Origin of the sequence: Rouxiella sp. Mn2063 (assembly GCF_049319665.1) — a bacterium.
In the GTDB taxonomy this organism is placed as follows: domain Bacteria; phylum Pseudomonadota; class Gammaproteobacteria; order Enterobacterales; family Enterobacteriaceae; genus JBMOUD01.
Genome location: NZ_JBMOUD010000004.1, coordinates 23,139 through 42,160 on the forward strand (window position 1 = coordinate 23,139; position 19,022 = coordinate 42,160).

The window sequence follows — 19,022 nt, forward strand, 5'->3', positions numbered from 1 at the left end:
TTTACCTACAAGTCGATACGCATCCCATCCCAACTGACTTCAATACCTTTTTCAGTGAGTGCCTGCCGTTGGGCAGAAGATTCATCGAGGATCGGGTTGGTGTTATTTATGTGGATTAAGATCTTGCGCTGTGCAGGCAATGTACTGAGCAGCGTTATTAAGCCCTGCTCTTCCGCCAACGCCAAATGTCCCATGTCCTTACCGGTATGACTTCCCACGCCAGTCGCAGCGAGCTCGTTGTCATGCCACAGCGTGCCATCAATGAGTAGGCAATCTGCCTGATACATATATTCCAGCAGCGTGGCGTCTGGCTCCCCTAAACCCGGTGCATACAGCAGCCGCTTGCCACTGCGAGTATCTTCAATAAATAGCGCGACGTTATGACCCGGCAATGGCCTGCCACGATATTGTGAATAAGGCGGCGCATTGCTCAGTAACGGGATGGCGGTAAACTTCAGCGCAGAACATACCGCCACGCTGAAAGCATCATTGGGCCGGATAGCGTGATGCACCAATCCGCCATTCCAATGTTTTAGCATAGTAAAAATCGGGAATCCGCTGGTGAGGTCATCATGCACTTCTGACGTGCACCACACCTGATGTGGGCAGCCTTCTCGCAAGTTGAGTAAACCAGCACAGTGATCAATCTGGCTGTCAGTGAGAATAATTGAGCCTATTGCCGTACCGCGAAGCACATCGTGTTTGATGAGCTCAGGCGTTGCAGCAATTTGATGGCAGATATCGGGGGACACATTGCATAGCACCCACTCATGACCATCATCACTTACCGCAATAGATGACTGAGTGCGAGCAGAGGTTGGCATCGTGCCATTTCGCACCCCCTGACAATTGCTGCAGTTACAGTTCCACTGTGGGAAACCGCCCCCTGCCGCAGAACCAAGAACTTTTATCAGCATGGAAAATCCGTGAGAAAATGAAAAGTGCCCACAGAAATTCTGTGGGCGCAAACACTTAACGATTAGAAATATATAGCGTCACTTCCAAGCCCAAGCGCAAATCTACAAATTCTGGTTTCTTCCACATAATGATTTCCTCTAGATAGAAAGAGATTGGCTAATCACCGAGACAGTCGTTACAGAAGTGATGGGTTAATTGCCAAACATCGATATTTTGGCGAATAAGACCTTTGCTAAGCGATCAAATCGATAGCAAGCTCTGTAACCTTAAAAGAGTAGTACAAGAATAAGGTGTGTGTGCAGTGGTGCTATTCGTAGCACCACTTTATGGGAGGATCAGTGGCCCCAAGTCTGCCGGAGTACGCGCAACCAGTTGCGCCATGCAAGTTTCTCAATTAATGCGCTATCGTAGCCCGCATCACTCAATTCCTGAATTAAACGTGGTAATCCGGCCACATCTGCCAACGGGTCTGGCACATTGGTGCCATCAAAATCTGAGCCAAAACCTACGCGGTTTTCACCCAGTTTTTCGAGCAAATAATCGAGGTGGCGAACAATATCGCTAAGAGGCGTGTTGTTATCCCGTTTGCCATCGGCGCGTAAAAACGTGGTGCCAAAATTAACGCCAACAAAGCCATCGCTTTCGGCAATAGCCGCAAGCTGTTTATCAGTCAAATTACGTGGATGTGGGCATAGTGCGTGGGCATTTGAATGGGTTGCCACCAGCGGCGCATCGCTGTATTGCGCAGTCTGCCAGAATGATTTCTCATTCATATGCGACAAGTCAATCAGCAGACGCTTACGGTTACAGGCGTGGAGCAAAGAGATCCCCGCCGGGGTAAAACCTTCGCCGGTATCAGGAGAACCTGGGAAATCACCTTTCACACCAAAGCCGAATTGATTGGGCAGATTCCACATTGGCCCGATGCTGCGTAACCCGGCTTCATACCAGCTATCGAGTAACCTGAGCTCTGGATCCAGCGCTTCGGCACCTTCAATATGCAACACCATCGCCAATACGCCACTGCTGATACAAGATTCAATCTCGGCAACCGTGCGGCAAATTTTCGCCCGTCCAGCCGACTGTGTTTCGATGTGTTGTAGCAGGGCTATCTGAGCCTGGGTCACGGCCAGTGGGTCATGCGCTAGCGCCGTTTTATGCGGGGCGAACTTCGCTAAATAATCTTGCGGCAGAACAAATACAGCAAACAACCCTCCCACCATGTTGCCTTGGCGAATGCGCGCCATATCAAGATGCCCATCGAGCTTGTCATCAAGGAATAGCCCCACTGGATTTTCAGCCTGGCTGAGCCACAGATTCAGCAACAGATCGTTATGGCCATCGAACACCGGTGTAGAACGAGAAGAAGAAGTAGACATGGCATACATCGAGATGAGGAAATGGTCAGTAAAGTGTATATCTGCTCATAAAGCCTGTGGCAAAAATGTTGAGAATATTTATCGCAGTGTTTAGCCGCCGCGTGAAATATGCGCCAAAGATCACTTAACCCAGTCGACGGCCGTCAGGCCAGGCACTCTTTCAAACTCGCGCATATTATTGGTTATCAGTATCGCGCCAGCAGCAATCGCATGCCCGGCAATCGCGGTATCGTTGGCACCAATTGGCGTACCGGCAGCAGCCAACGCCATTTTTATCTCAGCGGTCGCATCAACCGCGGCACGATCCCAAGGTAATACTGCATCGAGGCGAGTACAAAAGGCATCAACCAATCGTGTGTGGCGCGGCGAGGCTTTCTTACCTATCGCGCCAAAGCGCATTTCAGCATAAGTGATGGCAGACACCACGATGCGGTCGCGACGTAATACACACCGCTGTAGTTTCTCAATAACCGCCAGCGGCTGTTCGCGCATAATAAATGAGCAAATATTCGTATCCAGCATGAAAAGACTCATAGCTCAAAACGTCCCTCTTCGACTACGTCCTGACGATCAACCATGAAATCCGCATCCGCTTTTTCTTCCAGTAAAAAAGAGTCCCAGCTAGGTTTCACCGGACGCAAAATTAGGGTATCGCCTTCTCGCGAGATCTCCAGTTGCGATACGCCCTCAAAATCCATATCCCGCGGCAGGCGAATAGCGCGATTATTGCCATTTTTAAACACAGATACGATCCTCATGGTTTTATCCTCACTAAATAATGGCGCCGCGAATTGCGGTCACATATGCTAAGTATATGCCAGGGTATCATCTGTGTATATTTTAAGCATCTGCCATTTTTTAGTGCTGACTGATTCTCCCTCATAACAGAGCGCTACACATGCATCAGCGTCGAATATTGGATGCTAACTCGAGAATATTGAATTGTTGGGCGACATCGCTCGCCATTAGATTGCCGTGCGGCTGGCGATCTACTCTTTTGTTTGCTCCCAAGGCACGCCCTGCTGCCACTGCGCCACCAATAAATCGATAAAACCGCGGATACGCGGCGAGAGATGACGTTTGCTGGGATAAAGCAACCTAATAGGCTCCGGCTCTATATTGAATGTTTCCAGCAGTGGCACCAGCCTGCCGCTTTGCAGATCGTCAAAGAGTAGATAAGTCGGCAGGTGGATGATGCCAAACCCGGCCAAAGCCGAAGCTCTCATGGCTTCGGAGCTGTCGATATTCAGTCGGCCTGGGCAATCAAAACTGTAAATGCCTTCTGAGGTTTTAAACTTCCAGTCGCGGCGACGCAAAAAACCAGATAAGAACAGCGTATCGTGGTCGACAAGATCCCGAGGATGCTGCGGCGTCCCTCTCCTTTGCAGGTAATCTGGTGACGCGCAAGTCATCGCCTGCTGCCAGCCAATCGTTCGCGACAAGAGCCGGGAATCCTCTTTGCCGTCACCAATGCGAATGGCAATGTCATACCCCTCTTCGATGATATCGACGAAGCGATCGGAGAACGATACATCCGCCTGGAGTTCTGGCCACAGCTTTAGATATTCCCCCACCAGCGGCAGAATATGCCGCTGTCCGAAGGAGAGCGACGCAGTAAGCTTTAGCCTGCCAGTTGGTACGTGACGGCGCATTGCCATGGTGCTGTCGACCTCTTCCAGATCTTCGAGGATCTGTCGACAACGTTCATACATAACCCGACCTTCGTCGGTTAACCCTAAGCTGCGCGTGGTGCGATTCAGTAAACGCACGCCGAGTCGCTCTTCTAAACGTACGATGCTCTTACCAATAGCCGAACGAGTCAGCCCCAGATTTCCTGCCGCACGGGTATAGCTTCCGGCTTTTACCGCCGCCACAAAAGCCGCGATGTCATTGATACTATTGAGCTCCATGGGGTTCTCCCGCCGCTTTGGTTTGTGGACTATCGCTTCCCTGAGTGGGGAAACACATTCCCCAATGCTTTCTATAACATGCCCTTCTGTTTTCTATAAAGACAAATAAGCCAATCAACACACCAACATTAGGGGAACACTATGCTCAATCAAAATACGCTCGCCGCACTGCAAGAAACCAATCATATTCTGTCCAAACTCGGCCCTATTCTGAGCGGCGATCCAACAGCCGCAGATATCAGCGAGGTGCGGGCGGCTTATAACAACCTACAGGCTAAACAGCCACATCCAAGCGATGTCACGATTAACGACGTTAATATGGGGGGCGTACCGGGAACGCTTATTACACCGGCGCAATTAAAAACGGATGCCGTATTGATGTATATCCACGGCGGCGCTTATATCATGGGGGCATCGGCCGGTTATCTGGGCATTGGTGGCAACTACGCGAAAATGGTCGGTGCACGTGTCTATCTGCCTGACTATCGCCTGGCGCCGGAATATCCCTTCCCAACGCCAGTCAATGATGTGATCCGCGCTTATGAATGGCTGTTAGAACAAGGCATTGATGCGAAAAAAATCGTCCTTATTGGAGAGTCTGCCGGTGGCGCAATGGTCATCAACGTGATGGTCGCGGCGCGAAATAAGGGCTGGGGTTTACCCGCCGGTGGTGTCGCTATTTCACCTTGGGCCAATCTTGAGCATAGTGGCGTATCGATGTATAACCGTGTCGGTTACGATCCACTGTGCACCCGCGATGCTCTAAACTTGTTAGCTAAAACCTTCCTTGACGATACCCTGCCAAATCACCCGTTAGCCTCACCGGTATTTGCTGATGTCACTGACCTGCCGCCGATCATGATTCAAATTGGCGAAAACGAAGTGATGTTGAGCGACGCTATGCGACTTGCCACCCATCTTGGCGAGAACCGCGTGCGAGTGACGCTTGAAGTATGGCCGGGCATGTTCCACGCTTGGCATTTCTACGCCACGATATTGCCAGAAGCCATGCAAGCAATGGAAAACTCCGCGCAGTTTATTGAACAGGTTCTGCAAGAGGCCGCAAAGTCACTACGTATCTAGCGTAAACACCAACGGCACTATGACCCAAGCCGCGATGGGCTGATTATCTTGTTTGGCCGGGATAAAACGCCAGCGTTTTACCGCGTTGATGGCCACCTGATCCAAACGGTCATAGCCACTGGAATGGCTAATTGCCACGTTTTCAGCCAACCCGCTGGGGCTGACCTGTACTTTCAGCATCACCGTGCCGGTTTCACGTAGCCTCTTCGACAGGCTCGGATATTCCGGCGGCGGGTTATTAAGATAAGCGGCATTAAATATCGGTTGTGTCACGACGGCCTGCACAACCGGTGTTTTCACACTAGGCACCTTACTGATAGCTGGCGGCTTGCTAGCGTGGTGCGCCACAGGTTTAACAACTGGCTTGGCTTTAACGGCATGCACAGGTTTAGGTTTCTCAATTTTAGGTATCGCGATATCCGCTTTCTGTACCACCGGTTCCGGCACTTTCTCTGGCTGCTTAATCTCGACCTGCTTCGGCGGATCGATATGCGCGATTTGCTTTACCGGCTGCGGCTCGGGTGCCATTTGCAGCATTTGCACCGCCATCACCGGGGGAGCGGCTGGCGGTGTATCGGGCGGTGAAAAATGTAAGCCGAGTAATAACAATCCGTGTAACAACGCCACCACGACGATGATGCATAAAAGTTTCAGATCTTTTCTCAAGGCCGAGACAAAAGTTGTTAGCATGGCGCTTCCTCAAAGGCTTCGCCCGCCAACAGCTGACCAAACTCCAACTTGATACAACGGTCGGCCAGATGGAAATAGCGATCATCGTGGGTTATCACTAATACTGTTTTGCCGCGAGCTCTCAAAGCGGGAAGCAATTGCTGATAAAAGACGTTTTTAAAAGTAGGATCCTGATCCGCTGCCCACTCATCGAACAGATAAAAGGGTCGATCTTCCAGATAGGCCACGACTAACGCCAGACGCTTACGCTGGCCGGTGGAAAGCGCAAGCGTAGAAAACTGCCCCTCTTTTACCGCCACTTTATGGCTTAATTGCAGCGCTTGGATCAATTGGGTTGCACGTTGATCCAAATCCGCAGAGTTCAGCCCTGATAAATCATCAAACAAGTGGAAATCGCTAAATACCGCAGAAAATAGCTGGCGGTAATTATCACGAGCCTTGTCATCAACCACTTCACCATTAAGCAGAATTTGACCGTTCTCCGGCGGGTATAACCCAACGATCAATTTAGCTAACGTGGTTTTTCCACTGCCGTTACCACCAATCAAATACACTAGCTCACCTGGCTTGAAACTCAGGCTCAGCGGCCCGAGACGGAACATGCTTTGATGCTGCTCATTGAAATATTGGTGGCCAACATTGCGTAGTTCAATCGACACCATCGTCTGTTGCTGCCTCTGTGGATGCCCTACTTCAGCGGGCAGCGACTGACTGACTTTATCGATTCGCTCCAGCGCCACTCGGGCGGTGCCGAGGCTGGGAAGCGCAGACAGAAGCCCTTCAATCGGCACAATCATGTACAGAAATATCATCGCAAAGCCTGAAAGCACCGCGCCCTCAAGCCGCATCACGCTGGTCAGTAAGAACAACACCACGCCGATAAATGCAAAGAAAAACACGCTGCCCCAGATATTGGCTAATGCATACAACACATAGCCACGAGTGCGTTCAACCCGCACTTGTTCGATGGTGGTTTCTAAAGCGCCACTCAGAAAAGCCTGTTTACGTTCACGGTGCAGTCGCAGTTCTTTGGCGCCCGCGAACAAGGCATTGAAGTGTTTGAGCAAACCGTCTTCCCGCCGACGAGAGTTTTTGAGCAATGTCATTGCCCGACGATTAACCCAAACAAATCCGAGTGAACCGATCACGATAGTGACAATAGCAATCAGCATGACAGGCATCGATAACCAGCCAAGATAGGCTAAACAGCCGACGATCACCGCAGAATAGGTCAACAAGCTGGGTAAAGTGACAAAGAAGATAACGATCTGATCCAAGTCCTGGGTCAGCACGGCTAATGATTTCTCCCGGCCTTGTTGTTCCAGTACGCTGAACGCGGCGTCAGCAATTTGGCGAACCGTACGTAACCGTAACGTTGCTTTGGCCTGCTGTCCCATCGACATAAACAGGTATTGCGCTAATGTACGAGTGATCAACATCACGATTACCCCGGCGACAAACTGTAAGGCAAGGACAATACGTGCCGCATCACTGGCGGTGAGCGCTTGGTTAATCAGCGCCAGTAGCCACGCGTTGCTCAGCCCGCTAATCAGGCTACAAACCAACGCGGTAAACAGCAGCCAGCCAGCGCTGCGGATTAAAAAAGTCATCAACTGCATCGGGTTTTCCCTGTCTTTCTTATTATTCACATCAGCGTTATGAATGTTCATGCTGCCGCCGATAAAGCAGCACCGCTAACCAAGGGCCGCCAAATAAGGTGGCCATTAATCCCGCTGGAAGCTGGCGTGGATAAAGCAGATTTCGGCCTAACCAGTCGGCGAACACCATCAGCAGGCCCGCGATCATTACCGCCATCAGCATTTGGGTTAACGGTTTACGCGCGCCGAGCTGGCGGGCAATGTGCGGCCCAAGTAATCCGATAAATGACAATGGACCAACAATCAGCGTGGCAACGCCGGTCATTAGTGCTGCCAGTGCCATAACCGTCAGACGCGCACGGGGTACGCGCATCCCCAGCGATAAAGGCACGGATTCCATAGGCAATAGCAGCAGTAAACGGCGGGTTAAGGGCGTAAGTGCGAGTAAAAATACGGCAAGAACTAAGGCCGCCACGGCAGCAAACGTCCCGACGTAATAAGTTGAGCCAGTCATCAGTTGGCGCAGCATATTGGCCGCCATGCCGTTATTGGTCATCACGACGCCAGCCACCGATTGAAATATGGCGGTGATAGCCAACCCGGTGAGCAACAAACGCTGCGGGTTAAAACGCCCTTGGCGCGCCGTCCAAATGGTGAGCAGCAAGACACAGAATGCCCCGATGGCGCTGCTCAGTATCAAGCCCGCTAATCCCGCCCCCGGCAATAACAACAGCATTAGCGTGATACCTAATGACGCTCCGGCACCGATACCCAACAGCTCAGGACTGGCCATTGAGTTAGTGGTGATGCGTTGAATAATCACCCCAGCCCCCGCCAGCAGGACGCCCGCCGCCAATGCAGCAGCCAAGCGTGGCAAACGGAATGGCAATAGCGCCCGAATATCTTGCAGCGAATCCCAATGCCAGCCTTGTAAATTGCGGCCGAAACCTAATGACAGCGCAATGCCCGTCAGTAATGCCAGCAAAACCACCAGCAGGATCAGTGCAATACGGGAATTGCCAATTGGCGATGGACTTTGCTGGCCAGCGGTTTTCATCGGCGGTACCGCAATATTGCGGATACGCGGTAAATACCACAGCAGCAGCGGGCCGCCAATCAATGCCGTCATCATGCCGGTCGGCAGCAGCATGCCGTTAATCCCGGTCAGGCGGCTGACGCATTGGTCGGTGAGCCACAATAACCCGCCGCCAACCAGCGGCGACCAGATCAACCGCTGATGGAGTTTGCGCGCACCAGCCAAGGCAGCCAAATGCGGCGCTGCCAGCCCGATAAAGCCGATGACGCCTACGGCGCTGATAATCAAACTGCTGATCGCCAACGCACAGAGCAAAGTGATAGTACGCACGGTGGTTGGCGACATACCGACTGACCGCGTCACCTGCTCGTTTAAACTCATCAGGCTTAACGGACGCAGTAAAAACAGCACCGGGATTAAACAAACCAGCAGGCGTGGCAACAACCATAACAGCGTTGTGCTGTCCTGTTGCACCAGCGAGCCGCCGCCCCAGATGAAAATAGCCACCAGAGATTGATCGTAAACAATTGACAGTAATAGGGTTATCGAGCCGCAATACAAATTAACTAACATCCCGGCAAGGATTAGCGCCAGCGGTGAGAATGCCTGCCTTGAAGCCAGAATAAACACCAGCAGCATGGCAATCAGCGCACCGCCGAGGGCAATCCATTCACGCCCCATCATTAACCAAGCAGGGGCCAGTAATGTGGTCAGGGATAACGCAAGCGTCGCGCCAGATGCCACGCCCAGTGTCATCGGCTCCGCCAACGGATTGCGCAGCGCTTGCTGCATCACCACTCCGGCAAACGCCAATCCCATACCGCACAGTAATGCCATCAACTGGCGCGGCAGCCACATATCGTGAACGATAATATGCCGGGCGCTGGTGCCGGGAATATCCGTCAGAAAAAGCGCGTGCCACTGACTTAGCGGCAGCAGTTGGTTAAATTGTTGCAGACTCAGCGCCAATGCCGCCAGATATAACAGCCCACAAAGCCTGGCAGGAGAAGAGAGCAGCGAGAAGCGATTCATAGATTTCCTCCTTGCTGTTGGTTGCCTTGTTGCAACGCCTGTACCAGATATTCCGCAAAGCGCGCGGCGGTGATCAGGCCGCCGTTTTCTGACAGTCCATCGGGTAGCGTCAGCAGATTTTTCGCCTGAAGCATCGGCAGGCTTTGCCACAATCTCGAGGTAATCTCTGTCGTGACGTCCGTTTGCGGGTAAGCAGGTAGCAGTACAACGCGCCCCGGCGCGCTGGTAGCCAGCGAGTCGACGGTGATCAGGGTCGCGCCCATCGCTCCTACCGGCAATTGATTGGCATTAGTGAGTCCCAGTTCGTTTAATACATCGTGAAACAGGCTACCTGCTCCAAACAGATATAGATGTAGCGAATCAACCGGGCGAGCCAGATACAATGGTGTTTTAATGAAAGGTTGCGCCGCCTGACGCGCACGCGCCAGACGCTGATTAACCGAAGCAATCACCTGCTCAGCCCGTTGCGGCTGGCTCAGCGCTGCCGCCATTTTTTGTAGATTTGATTTCGCCAATGCCAACGGCTGCTCGCTGTCGGTTTCCAGCACCAGCAGCGGGGCAATCTGTTGTAATTGCGCTTTAGCCATCAAATGACCGGGTGTTATCACCAATAATGTGGGCTTCAGGTCGCGTAACGTTTCATAGTTTGGTTGGTACAACAGGCCAACATCCGCCACATCAGCCGGTAACGAAGGCGCGCTGAACAGGCGGCGATACCACAGCGGCGCGGCAATCCCTACTGGCACAATACCGAGCGACAAGGCCATTTCCGTCAATCCCCAATTGAGGATCACCCAGCGGGGAGATTGAACACTGGCAGCAAAAGCTCGCCCCGAGCCTGACAACGCTGCCAGACTCAGGGAGAAAGCCAGTTGGATTAACTGACGACGTTTCATGCTTACCACTGATAGCTCAGCGTTGCTAAATATTGGCGACGTAAACCATAGTGGCAGCCGTTATCCTGACAGGCGTTCAGATAGACTTTATCGGTCAGGTTTTGCACGTTGACTGACAGTTGCCACTGCTGCCAGCGGTAGCGCGCCATCGCATCCAATACCGTTACTGCGGGGACTTTCATGGTGTTTTCGCTATTGGCATAGCTGGTGCCAACATAACGAGCCCCGCCGCCAACGCTTACCCCTTCCAGCACGCCAGGCAAGGCATATTCACTCCACAGTGACGCGGTATGGCGAGCAATACTCACCGGCGATTTCCCTTCGGTGCCATCGTTAGCTGAGGTGACTTCTGGGTCGGTATAAGCATAAGAAGAGCTGACTAACCAACGTGGCGTGATATTAACTTTACCTTCCAGCTCAACGCCGCGTGAACGAATCGCGCCGGTCTGTACCGAGAAGTTAGGATGATCTGGGTCAGCGGTCAGGACATTTTGCTGTTTCAGGTCATAGACCGCGGCGGTAAACAGCGCATCAGTGCCTTTAGGCTGATATTTAATCCCGACTTCCGTTTGTTTCCCCTTAGTTGGGCGGAATGCCTCACCAGCAAAGGTGGTGCCAGCCTGCGGCTGGAACGACGTGGCGTAGTTGATGTAAGGCGCAATACCGGTATTGAACAGATACATCAGCCCCGCGCGACCGGTAGTGGCGTAATCGGTTTTCACCGTTTGTGTATCGTCATCCAAGTCGTTATTACGGCTTTGTGCTTTATCGTAACGTCCGCCAAGATTCAACAACCACTGATCCCACTGCATCTGATCTTGCGCATACAGACCGGTTTGCACCATATACAGGCGCGAATGGTCAGTCAGCGCGGGCATATCTACCGGCGTGCTGTAATCAGGATTGAGGTAATTAAGATCTGAAGCATCGCCGTAACCTGAGGTTTGTGTCAGGTCATCGTGCACATAATCCACGCCGAACAACATGTCGTGCTTGACCGCGCCGGTGTCAAATTTAGCGCCCAGACGAGTATCAACATCGAAATCTTTCAGCTTCTCATTGATATGCATGCTGTAACGATGCACTTCGGGTGCATTCGCCACGACACCAAATGGATAAACCATCGCGTAATCGCTGCGAGTCTGCATATAACGCAGGTTCTGTTCCAGCGTCCAGACATCATCAAAATGATGGATAAACTCATAACCAACGCTCTCTTGTGAGCGACTGTAGTTATCAAAGCCCGGCTGTCCGCCGTAGAAATTACTCGGGATCTTACCGTTCGGGTTATTGACCAACGTGCCTTGCACCGGCAGTTGGTTAAAGAAACCCGCATCGGGATCTTTACGGAACTGGCTGAGGAAGGTCAGGCTGGTTTTGTCATCCGGCTGCCAGGTCAGGGTTGGCGCAATATCGTAATGTTTGTACTGGGTGTAATCGACCTGCGTATCGCTTTTCGAGGCCGTTGCGGTTACGCGTCCCAGCCAATGCTGGTCGTTATCCAATGCGCCAGAGAGGTCAAGACCGCCTTCTGTCAGATTATGGTTGCCGGTCGTGACATAAATTTCATGGATAGGATCGGCAGTAGCGCGCTTGCTGACCATGTTCACCACGCCGCCAGGGCTAGCCTGACCGTAAAGCACCGAGTTTGGGCCTTTGATCACTTCAATACGGTTAAGCAGATAGGCATCGTAATTCGGACGTGACCAATAGGTCACCGTCGGCAAACGCAGACCATCGAGGTATTCATCAGCGTTAAAGCCGCGCACGATCACGGTATCAAAACGGTAATCTGCCCCGCCAGCTTCAGATTGTACGCCGCCAAGATAACGCAGCGCCTGCGAGACGTTTTGTGCCCCCTGGGAAGCAATTTGCGCCTGGGTAACAACAGATACGCTCTGTGAGGTTTCCAACAGCGGACGGTTGCTTTTCGTCGCGCCGCTAGCCTGTTTCGCCACAAAGGTATCGGCATCATTATTGTTGGTATTTGACGATACAGTGACCGACGGCAACACCGTCGCATTGGCTGGCGCTGTAGAGCTGGTGGTCGTAGCCGTCGGTGCACCGCTGGCCGTCGCCGTTTCTGCGGCCTGCGTTTGCCAGGCAGCGAGCACCATAAGCAATGCCGCACTGACTGGCCGCGGTTTGAACCCGAATTTCCCCTGCATGTGTGTATCCCCGATAAAAAAGAAAGCGCAAAAATGAGGATACAAATGATAATCATTAACTTTTAATTGAACAGAGTGCAGGATAGAATGTTCTCGATGTTTTGCTATCAAATAACGCAAAACAGACATAACTCGGCGGATTTATCACAACTGATGAGCGATTGTTGGAAATGGACAAAACTTGGCGTAAAGGTTACGGTCTGGAAATTCCGGCGCAAGCCCCGACATTAGTGATGAGCAGCAAATTCTATCGCAACCAATCGCGAGAAAATTGGCACGCTCATGAGGCGGCACAACTGCTGTTTTGCACTCGTGGTGTCGTGCGTGTGCTAACGCCGCAGTCTTCCTGGACACTCGGGCCTTTACGCGCTATCTGGCTGCCTTCGGACTGTCCGCACGAGTTGCACGCGCTGGGCGATATTCAGGTACTCAATTTGTATATGGACAGACACAGCGGCGATGCATTTTGGCCCGAGTGCCATAGTCTTCACGTCAGTCCGTTGATGAATGAATTGCTGCAAAACCTATTATTGGCGCAAACCGCCACATCAGCCAATCCCTCTCGCGCGGCGCTAATCGTACCACTATTATTTGATGAACTGAAAAATACCCCTGATAGTCCTGTGTGTAAACTGCCCTTGCCAACCGACCGCCGTTTACTCAGCATTTGTGAATTGATGCTTGCCACACCGGATAACAATGCCACGCTGGATTTTTGGGGTAATAAAGTCGGTGCCAGCTCGCGCACCTTAACCCGTTTATTTCGCGAGCAGACCGGTATGACCTTTGCCCGTTGGCGGCAGCAATTAAGGCTCTCCGAAGCTATCGCGCAATTGGCACAGGGCGATACGGTGATGTCCGTTGCCAACAAGCTGGGTTATCACAGCCCGAGCGCGTTTATTTCGATGTTTAAAAAATCCTTGGGTGAAACGCCACAGCGCTATTTACGCACCTGAATAACGTTTACCCATATGAATAACCAGGGCGGGAAGCAGAGTATGACTGCTTTCCCGCCCTGGCTATGCCTGTCACATGTCGGTTTCGATGACTTTTATCCCGCGTTTTCTCGCCATATCGACAAAATCAGCCGTATCTTCGCCGCCCGGAAACACTAACATTGCGTCAGGTTGGCTATCTTCGAGCATAAACAAGTTACGTTTAGCCTCAGCATATTTGCCGTGTAGCGACCAATTAGGCGGATAGCGAACAATATTAGCATCCGCATCGCGTGCCCAGTTTTCGATCGTCGGTCCTAAAGACTGATGTCCACCATGAATGACGACGCTGATTCTATTGGCCTCATGGTACAAATCCAGCATTCTCTTGACGATATTAATATCGGCGTAAAATCGTCCGGCGGTTATTAGTATTCTCATTGTTAATCACTCTCACCTGCTTAGTTGATGCTCTTTTACGCGCTCTCGCCATAGGTGGCGTTGTCCTTGACTACCCCACCCAAACGGTCAATGACCGGGTACGCCACGGCCGCAATGTGATGATGTACACGGCGGTAATCACGCAGCACGCGCTGGAAAATATCTCCAGATTCGGCCCAGGCATTTTTATCTTCACGCAAGGTTTTAAAGTGTTCGCGGCTGGCAGAAGCCTCTAATTGGCGAATCACTTCTTTGCGTGCCACCAGTTGCTGCGCCGCATGTAGGTCTTCACCGAGAAACGCCGTGACCGCCATGCGCAGGCTAGTGAGGATCTCCCAATGCAATAGGCGGATATTGTTTAATTCAAACTCATTAAACACTTCGCTGCGGCGCGAGCGGCGCGTTGCCAATTGCGTCAGGCTGCTCGCCAGGATGTCTCCGGCATGTTCAACGTTGATCACAAACATCAAGATCTCTTGTGCCCTGTCAGCATCCGAATCACTTAAGCCGTCCTGCCCGAGATCCGCCAGATAGGCGCGGATCGCCGCACTGAGCAGATCTAAAGATTGATCGACTTGATGAATTTCCGTCGCAATTGACTGATCCAACTTCTGAAACAGCACAAAGACTCTATCGAGCATGATGCTGAGCATATCTGCCGAGCGCAGAGATTCCCGCACCGCGTTAGACAGGCCGATATAGGCAATATCCAAGCCCGCTTCGTCCAAATACAGTGGCATACCTAATTCGGTGCCGCGCTCTTCTTCTGGAAAACGCTGCTCTAAAAAGCGGGCGAATGGACCGGTAAAACCGATAAAGATCAGCGCCAATACCAGGCTAAAGGCGGTGTGGAAATAGACCACCAACTGAGCCATAGAAACCTTGTTGCCCACATGCGTGACGATCAACGTCAGGAACGGCAAAAACGCCAGCGCCCCTAAAGTACGGACCAATAAATTGCCAACCGGTAATCTTCTGGCAACCTGAGAGCCAGCGTTGATCACCGATGGCAGCGCACCGCCAATGTTGGCGCCTAATACCAGCGCCAGCGCGGTTTGCGCATTCATCACACCGGTGGTCGCTAACGAGGCGATCAATAGGATCACCGCGACGCTAGAGTGACAAATCAGCGTCAGCACCAGTGCAACCATCAAGGCAATTAACGTATCGCCCTGCAATCCTTGCATCACCGCATTGAATACCGGGGTGCTCTCAATATGGCACAATGTGCCGCTAAGTAAGCTAAGTGCCAGCAGCATCAATCCCAAACCAATCATGGCACAACCCGCGCTTTCAAAGCCGGAGTGATCGCGCAGTTTAAACACCACAAAACCACCTAATACCAGCAGCGGAATGGCGATGGCTGTGTTGAAACTCATCAGTTGCACCACCAACGTCGAGCCGATGTTTGCGCCAAGCATGACGGCCAGTGCTGGGGCCAGGCTCAGGGTTCCTGCGGCAGTAAAGGAGGTCGCCATCAGGCTCACCGCGGTGCTGCTTTGCAAGATGCCAGTAATACCAATCCCGGAGAGCAATGCCATCCAGCGATTCTTCAAATGACGTCCCATAAAGTTACGCAATTGCGTGCCAAAACCGCGCTGCAAAGCGGTCGAAATCATATGGCTGCCCCACAGCAGCAGCGCAATAGCGCCAGCCAAATTAATGAGTAAAGTGGTTCCAGATACAGTATTTATAGAAACGGCATTTAAAGACATGATGACTCCCCTTATTTCAGGGTTGATACTTTTACAATACGCAGTAACTTTAATGAGAACCGATTAATGATATGGGCCCAGTCGAGAATAAGTTTTATTTTCTTATTTCCTATTTTCCCATCGACATACAATCGCATACCACCTAAGCGCAGCACCTTGGCTATTTTCATTAAAAATAACACCATAATGATGATGGTTTTATTTTTAATAAATAAGACAACAAAGAAGATAACATTCATATTTTTACCAAAGGCAAATCCTTATCACGATATAGAAGGTGCCGATACTCATCCGGCACCGATATTTACGATTGCATATATCCGGCATAACACGGCCAGGCCCCCTAGCCGTGTTCTCTCTAATAGCAGGCACTACTAGCCATGCCCGTTCCCTGATTAATCCCGTGAGATTAATGCCACTGTTTGAAGCGACGGATGTAGAACTTTTTCATCCCTTGCGCGACACAGCAGTAGGCCAGCAGCGTACCGACTAACCATGGGAAGTACTGCCACGGCAGTGCTTGCAGCCCAACCAATGGACCTAATGGTGAGAAGGGTACGTAAATACCTACCGCCATAATCAGGCCGGTCATCAGCAATACCGGCAAAGCGGCGGTGCTCTGGAAGAAAGGTATTTTTTGTGTTCTCAACATATGTACTACCAGGGTTTGTGATAATAAGCCTTCAATAAACCAACCGGACTGGAATAATGCCTGCATATGTTCACTGTTTGCGGCAAATACATACCACATCACCGCAAAGGTGGTCATATCGAAAATAGAAGACGTTGGCCCAATCCATACCATAAAGCGCCCAATATTCTTGGCATCCCATTTACGCGGTTTTTGTAAAAACTCTTTATCAACTTTATCCCAAGGTAATGCTAACTGAGAAATATCGTACATCAGGTTTTGCAATAATAATTGAATCGCTAACATTGGTAAGAACGGAATAAAAGCACTGGCCACTAATACCGAGAATACGTTGCCAAAATTAGAACTGGCGGTCATATTCAGGTACTTCATAATATTGCCAAAGGTTTCCCGTCCTTTTAATACCCCCTCTTCCAACACCATCAGGCTTTTTTCTAGCAGGATAATATCAGCTGACTCTTTGGCAATATCTGTGCCGCTGTCAACCGAGATACCCACATCCGCATCACGTAGCGCCGGTGCATCGTTGATGCCATCACCTAAGAACCCTACCGTGTGACCATTAGACTGCAATGCCTTTAATACGCGGGATTTTTGCAGCGGCGTCAATTTGGCAAACACCGTGCGCTCTTCAACCAGCAATTTCAGGCTTTGGTCGTCGATATTTTCCAACTGCGGTCCTAATACCGGCTCGCCTGGCTCTAATCCCACCTGGCGGCAGATGCGGCTGGTCACTACCGCGTTGTCTCCTGTAAGCACCTTGACGCCGACGCCGATACTGCGCAATGCGGCAATCGCCGGGCCCGCGGTTTCTTTCGGCGGGTCAAGGAAAGTCAGGAAACCGCGGATGATCAAATCAGACTCATCTACCGTGCCGTATTGCTTCTTGGCCTCATTTTTACGGTACTCTTTTGTCGCAACAACCAGAACGCGAAAACCTTCTTTGTTGTAATCGTTGGCCAGTTTCAGCAGGCTATTACGCCGTGCTGTGTCCAGCTCAATCACTCTGCCCTCTTCATAAACATGCGAGGAGATGCTGAGCATTTCTTCCACTGCGCCTTTGCAAATTAGCAGGTGATTGTCTTTTTCATCTTTGACCACAATCGACAGGCGGCGGCGGATAAAATCAAACGGCATTTCATCGACTTTGCTAAAACCCTGTGGTTTAGAAAATACCGGATCATTTTCAGAGAAGTAGATCACCGCCTGATCCATCAGGTTTCTAATACCGCTTTGATGGTGACTGTTTAGCCACGCCAGCGCCAATACCGACTCGTTTCTGTGCCCGGCAGTATCAAGATGGTGCTCAAGAATGATCTTATCCTGCGTCAGTGTGCCGGTTTTATCAGTACACAGGATATCCATCGCCCCAAGGTTCTGGATCGAGTTAAGGCGTTTTACCACCACTTTGCGCTTAGCCATCGCCACCGCGCCTTTGGCCAGATTGGCGCTTACGATCATCGGCAGCATTTCCGGCGTTAGGCCAACGGCCACCGCCAGCGCAAACAGTAATGCATCCCACCACTCGCCTTTTAGTACACCATTAAGTAAGAACACCACCGGCACCATCACCAGCATAAAGCGAATCAGCAACCAACTGACGCTGTTCACTCCGCGGTCAAACGCCGTCTGTGCCCGCGTACCAACAATCGCTTTTGCCAGAGAACCAAAGTACGTGCGCGAACCTGTTGCTACGACAACGGCTTGTGCGGTGCCGCTAACGACGTTAGTGCCCATAAAGCAGATGTTGGGCATATCGAGCACGTTATCGCTATCTTCAGCCATGGAATTGGCCGACTTTTCTGCCACATCTCCCAGCGTATCGTACTTCTCAACCGGCAAGGCTTCTCCGGTTAATACGGCTTGGCTAATAAACAAATCCCGTGATTCCAACAGGCGAATATCTGCCGGGATCATATCGCCAGCGTACAACTGCACGATATCGCCAACCACTAATTCGCGCATCGGGATCTCTTGCAGTTTACCCACCGCGCCCGCCTTCTCACGGCGCAGTACGGTAGCGGTAGTACGCACCATCGCTTTCAGCGCTTCGGCAGATTTTGCCGAACGATGTTCCTGCCAGAAACGCAGCAGGCCACTTAACATCACCATCGTGCCAATGATGGTGACAGTGGTCAGGTCCCCTTCATCACCACTATGGACAGGCAGCCAATAGTCAGTGACGAAACTGATACAAGCCAGCGCCAACAGGATATAGATAAACGGGTTATTGAACGCCTTAAGCAGTTGGATCATGGCATGAGGCGGTTTGTCATGGGCAACTTCGTTAAAGCCTTCTTTTTCCAAACGGCCCTGCGCATGAGAAGTTAGCAGCCCTTCCCTTGAAGAGCCCACATTGATTAATGTGGCGGCGACACCATTGCGCGCTTCCAGAGCAGCGCGCATTGATGATGGACTCGCTTTCTGATTTTTTTGTACTTTGTTTTTATTGATAACTGTCATTACTACGCTCCTGCCGCAAAACAAGAGGAGATAACATTATTCTGCAAACCGAATTTCGGGCAGCCGTCATTATCTCGCTTCCTGCTTATGCGATCGGTATTTAAAT

16 protein-coding genes are annotated in these 19,022 nt (G+C 51.3%); 2 read left to right on the forward strand and 14 right to left on the reverse strand.

The annotated features are described in order from the left end of the window. Positions 1–5 precede the first annotated feature (5 nt). From pqqB to ACL9RG_RS07615, 6 genes are all read right to left on the reverse strand, one after another. The gene (pqqB, locus tag ACL9RG_RS07590; RefSeq protein ID WP_422791996.1) at positions 6–917 is read right to left on the reverse strand and encodes a pyrroloquinoline quinone biosynthesis protein PqqB; all 912 of its coding nucleotides are present in this window, start codon (positions 915–917) and stop codon (positions 6–8) included. 55 nt (positions 918–972) lie between these two features. Beyond that, positions 973–1,044 carry a pyrroloquinoline quinone precursor peptide PqqA gene (gene pqqA, locus ACL9RG_RS07595; protein WP_010617686.1) on the reverse strand — a complete coding sequence of 24 codons (72 nt, stop codon included), beginning with the start codon at positions 1,042–1,044 and terminating at the stop codon, positions 973–975. 209 nt (positions 1,045–1,253) lie between these two features. Next, on the reverse strand, positions 1,254–2,297 hold the full coding sequence (locus ACL9RG_RS07600; RefSeq protein WP_422791997.1) for a dipeptidase: 1,044 nt from the start codon (positions 2,295–2,297) through the stop codon (positions 1,254–1,256). Positions 2,298–2,417: 120 nt separating this feature from the next. Beyond that, positions 2,418–2,831 (reverse strand): PIN domain-containing protein, encoded by a 414-nt coding sequence (locus ACL9RG_RS07605; protein WP_422791998.1) that lies wholly within the window; start codon positions 2,829–2,831, stop codon positions 2,418–2,420. After that, positions 2,828–3,055 carry a type II toxin-antitoxin system VapB family antitoxin gene (gene vapB, locus ACL9RG_RS07610; RefSeq protein WP_422791999.1) on the reverse strand — a complete coding sequence of 76 codons (228 nt, stop codon included), beginning with the start codon at positions 3,053–3,055 and terminating at the stop codon, positions 2,828–2,830. Before vapB ends, ACL9RG_RS07605 begins: the two co-directional genes overlap by 4 nt. A 231-nt stretch (positions 3,056–3,286) precedes the next feature. Then, positions 3,287–4,207, reverse strand: a complete 921-nt coding sequence (locus tag ACL9RG_RS07615) for a LysR family transcriptional regulator (protein WP_422792000.1) — start codon at positions 4,205–4,207, stop codon at positions 3,287–3,289. A 141-nt stretch (positions 4,208–4,348) separates the two neighbouring features. Here ACL9RG_RS07615 and ACL9RG_RS07620 point away from each other — a divergent pair, with 141 nt between their 5' ends. Beyond that, complete coding sequence (locus tag ACL9RG_RS07620; RefSeq protein ID WP_422792001.1) at positions 4,349–5,290, forward strand: alpha/beta hydrolase; 942 nt, start codon at positions 4,349–4,351, stop codon at positions 5,288–5,290. Here the strand turns inward: ACL9RG_RS07620 and ACL9RG_RS07625 are convergent. From ACL9RG_RS07625 to ACL9RG_RS07645, 5 genes are read right to left on the reverse strand one after another with little or no spacing between them, the layout of a single operon-like run. Beyond that, the gene (locus ACL9RG_RS07625) at positions 5,279–5,980 is read right to left on the reverse strand and encodes a TonB family protein (protein ID WP_422792002.1); all 702 of its coding nucleotides are present in this window, start codon (positions 5,978–5,980) and stop codon (positions 5,279–5,281) included. The two genes, ACL9RG_RS07620 and ACL9RG_RS07625, sit on opposite strands and share 12 nt — an antisense overlap. After that, a complete protein-coding gene (locus tag ACL9RG_RS07630) occupies positions 5,974–7,650 on the reverse strand; it encodes a cyclic peptide export ABC transporter (RefSeq protein WP_422792003.1) in 1,677 nt (558 codons plus the stop codon). Before ACL9RG_RS07630 ends, ACL9RG_RS07625 begins: the two co-directional genes overlap by 7 nt. Next, positions 7,637–9,646, reverse strand: coding sequence for a Fe(3+)-hydroxamate ABC transporter permease FhuB (fhuB, locus tag ACL9RG_RS07635; protein WP_422792004.1), 2,010 nt, complete (start codon positions 9,644–9,646; stop codon positions 7,637–7,639). Before fhuB ends, ACL9RG_RS07630 begins: the two co-directional genes overlap by 14 nt. Next, positions 9,643–10,542, reverse strand: coding sequence for an ABC transporter substrate-binding protein (locus ACL9RG_RS07640; RefSeq protein ID WP_422792005.1), 900 nt, complete (start codon positions 10,540–10,542; stop codon positions 9,643–9,645). Before ACL9RG_RS07640 ends, fhuB begins: the two co-directional genes overlap by 4 nt. Positions 10,543–10,544: 2 nt before the next feature. Beyond that, complete coding sequence (locus tag ACL9RG_RS07645; RefSeq protein WP_422792006.1) at positions 10,545–12,710, reverse strand: TonB-dependent siderophore receptor; 2,166 nt, start codon at positions 12,708–12,710, stop codon at positions 10,545–10,547. Positions 12,711–12,880: 170 nt separating this feature from the next. On the opposite strand from ACL9RG_RS07645, the gene ACL9RG_RS07650 reads away from it, so the two are divergent. Beyond that, positions 12,881–13,666, forward strand: coding sequence for a helix-turn-helix domain-containing protein (locus tag ACL9RG_RS07650; protein ID WP_422792007.1), 786 nt, complete (start codon positions 12,881–12,883; stop codon positions 13,664–13,666). Positions 13,667–13,738: 72 nt separating this feature from the next. On the opposite strand, the gene ACL9RG_RS07655 is transcribed toward ACL9RG_RS07650, so the two are convergent. The 3 genes from ACL9RG_RS07655 to mgtA all read right to left on the reverse strand — a co-directional run bounded on the left by ACL9RG_RS07655 (position 13,739) and on the right by mgtA (position 18,916). Then, on the reverse strand, positions 13,739–14,086 hold the full coding sequence (locus ACL9RG_RS07655; RefSeq protein WP_422792008.1) for an SLOG family protein: 348 nt from the start codon (positions 14,084–14,086) through the stop codon (positions 13,739–13,741). 35 nt (positions 14,087–14,121) lie between these two features. Beyond that, positions 14,122–15,801, reverse strand: coding sequence for a Na/Pi cotransporter family protein (locus tag ACL9RG_RS07660; protein WP_422792009.1), 1,680 nt, complete (start codon positions 15,799–15,801; stop codon positions 14,122–14,124). A gap of 409 nt (positions 15,802–16,210) precedes the next feature. After that, positions 16,211–18,916 (reverse strand): magnesium-translocating P-type ATPase, encoded by a 2,706-nt coding sequence (mgtA, locus tag ACL9RG_RS07665; RefSeq protein ID WP_422792010.1) that lies wholly within the window; start codon positions 18,914–18,916, stop codon positions 16,211–16,213. Between the last annotated feature and the right edge of the window lie 106 nt (positions 18,917–19,022).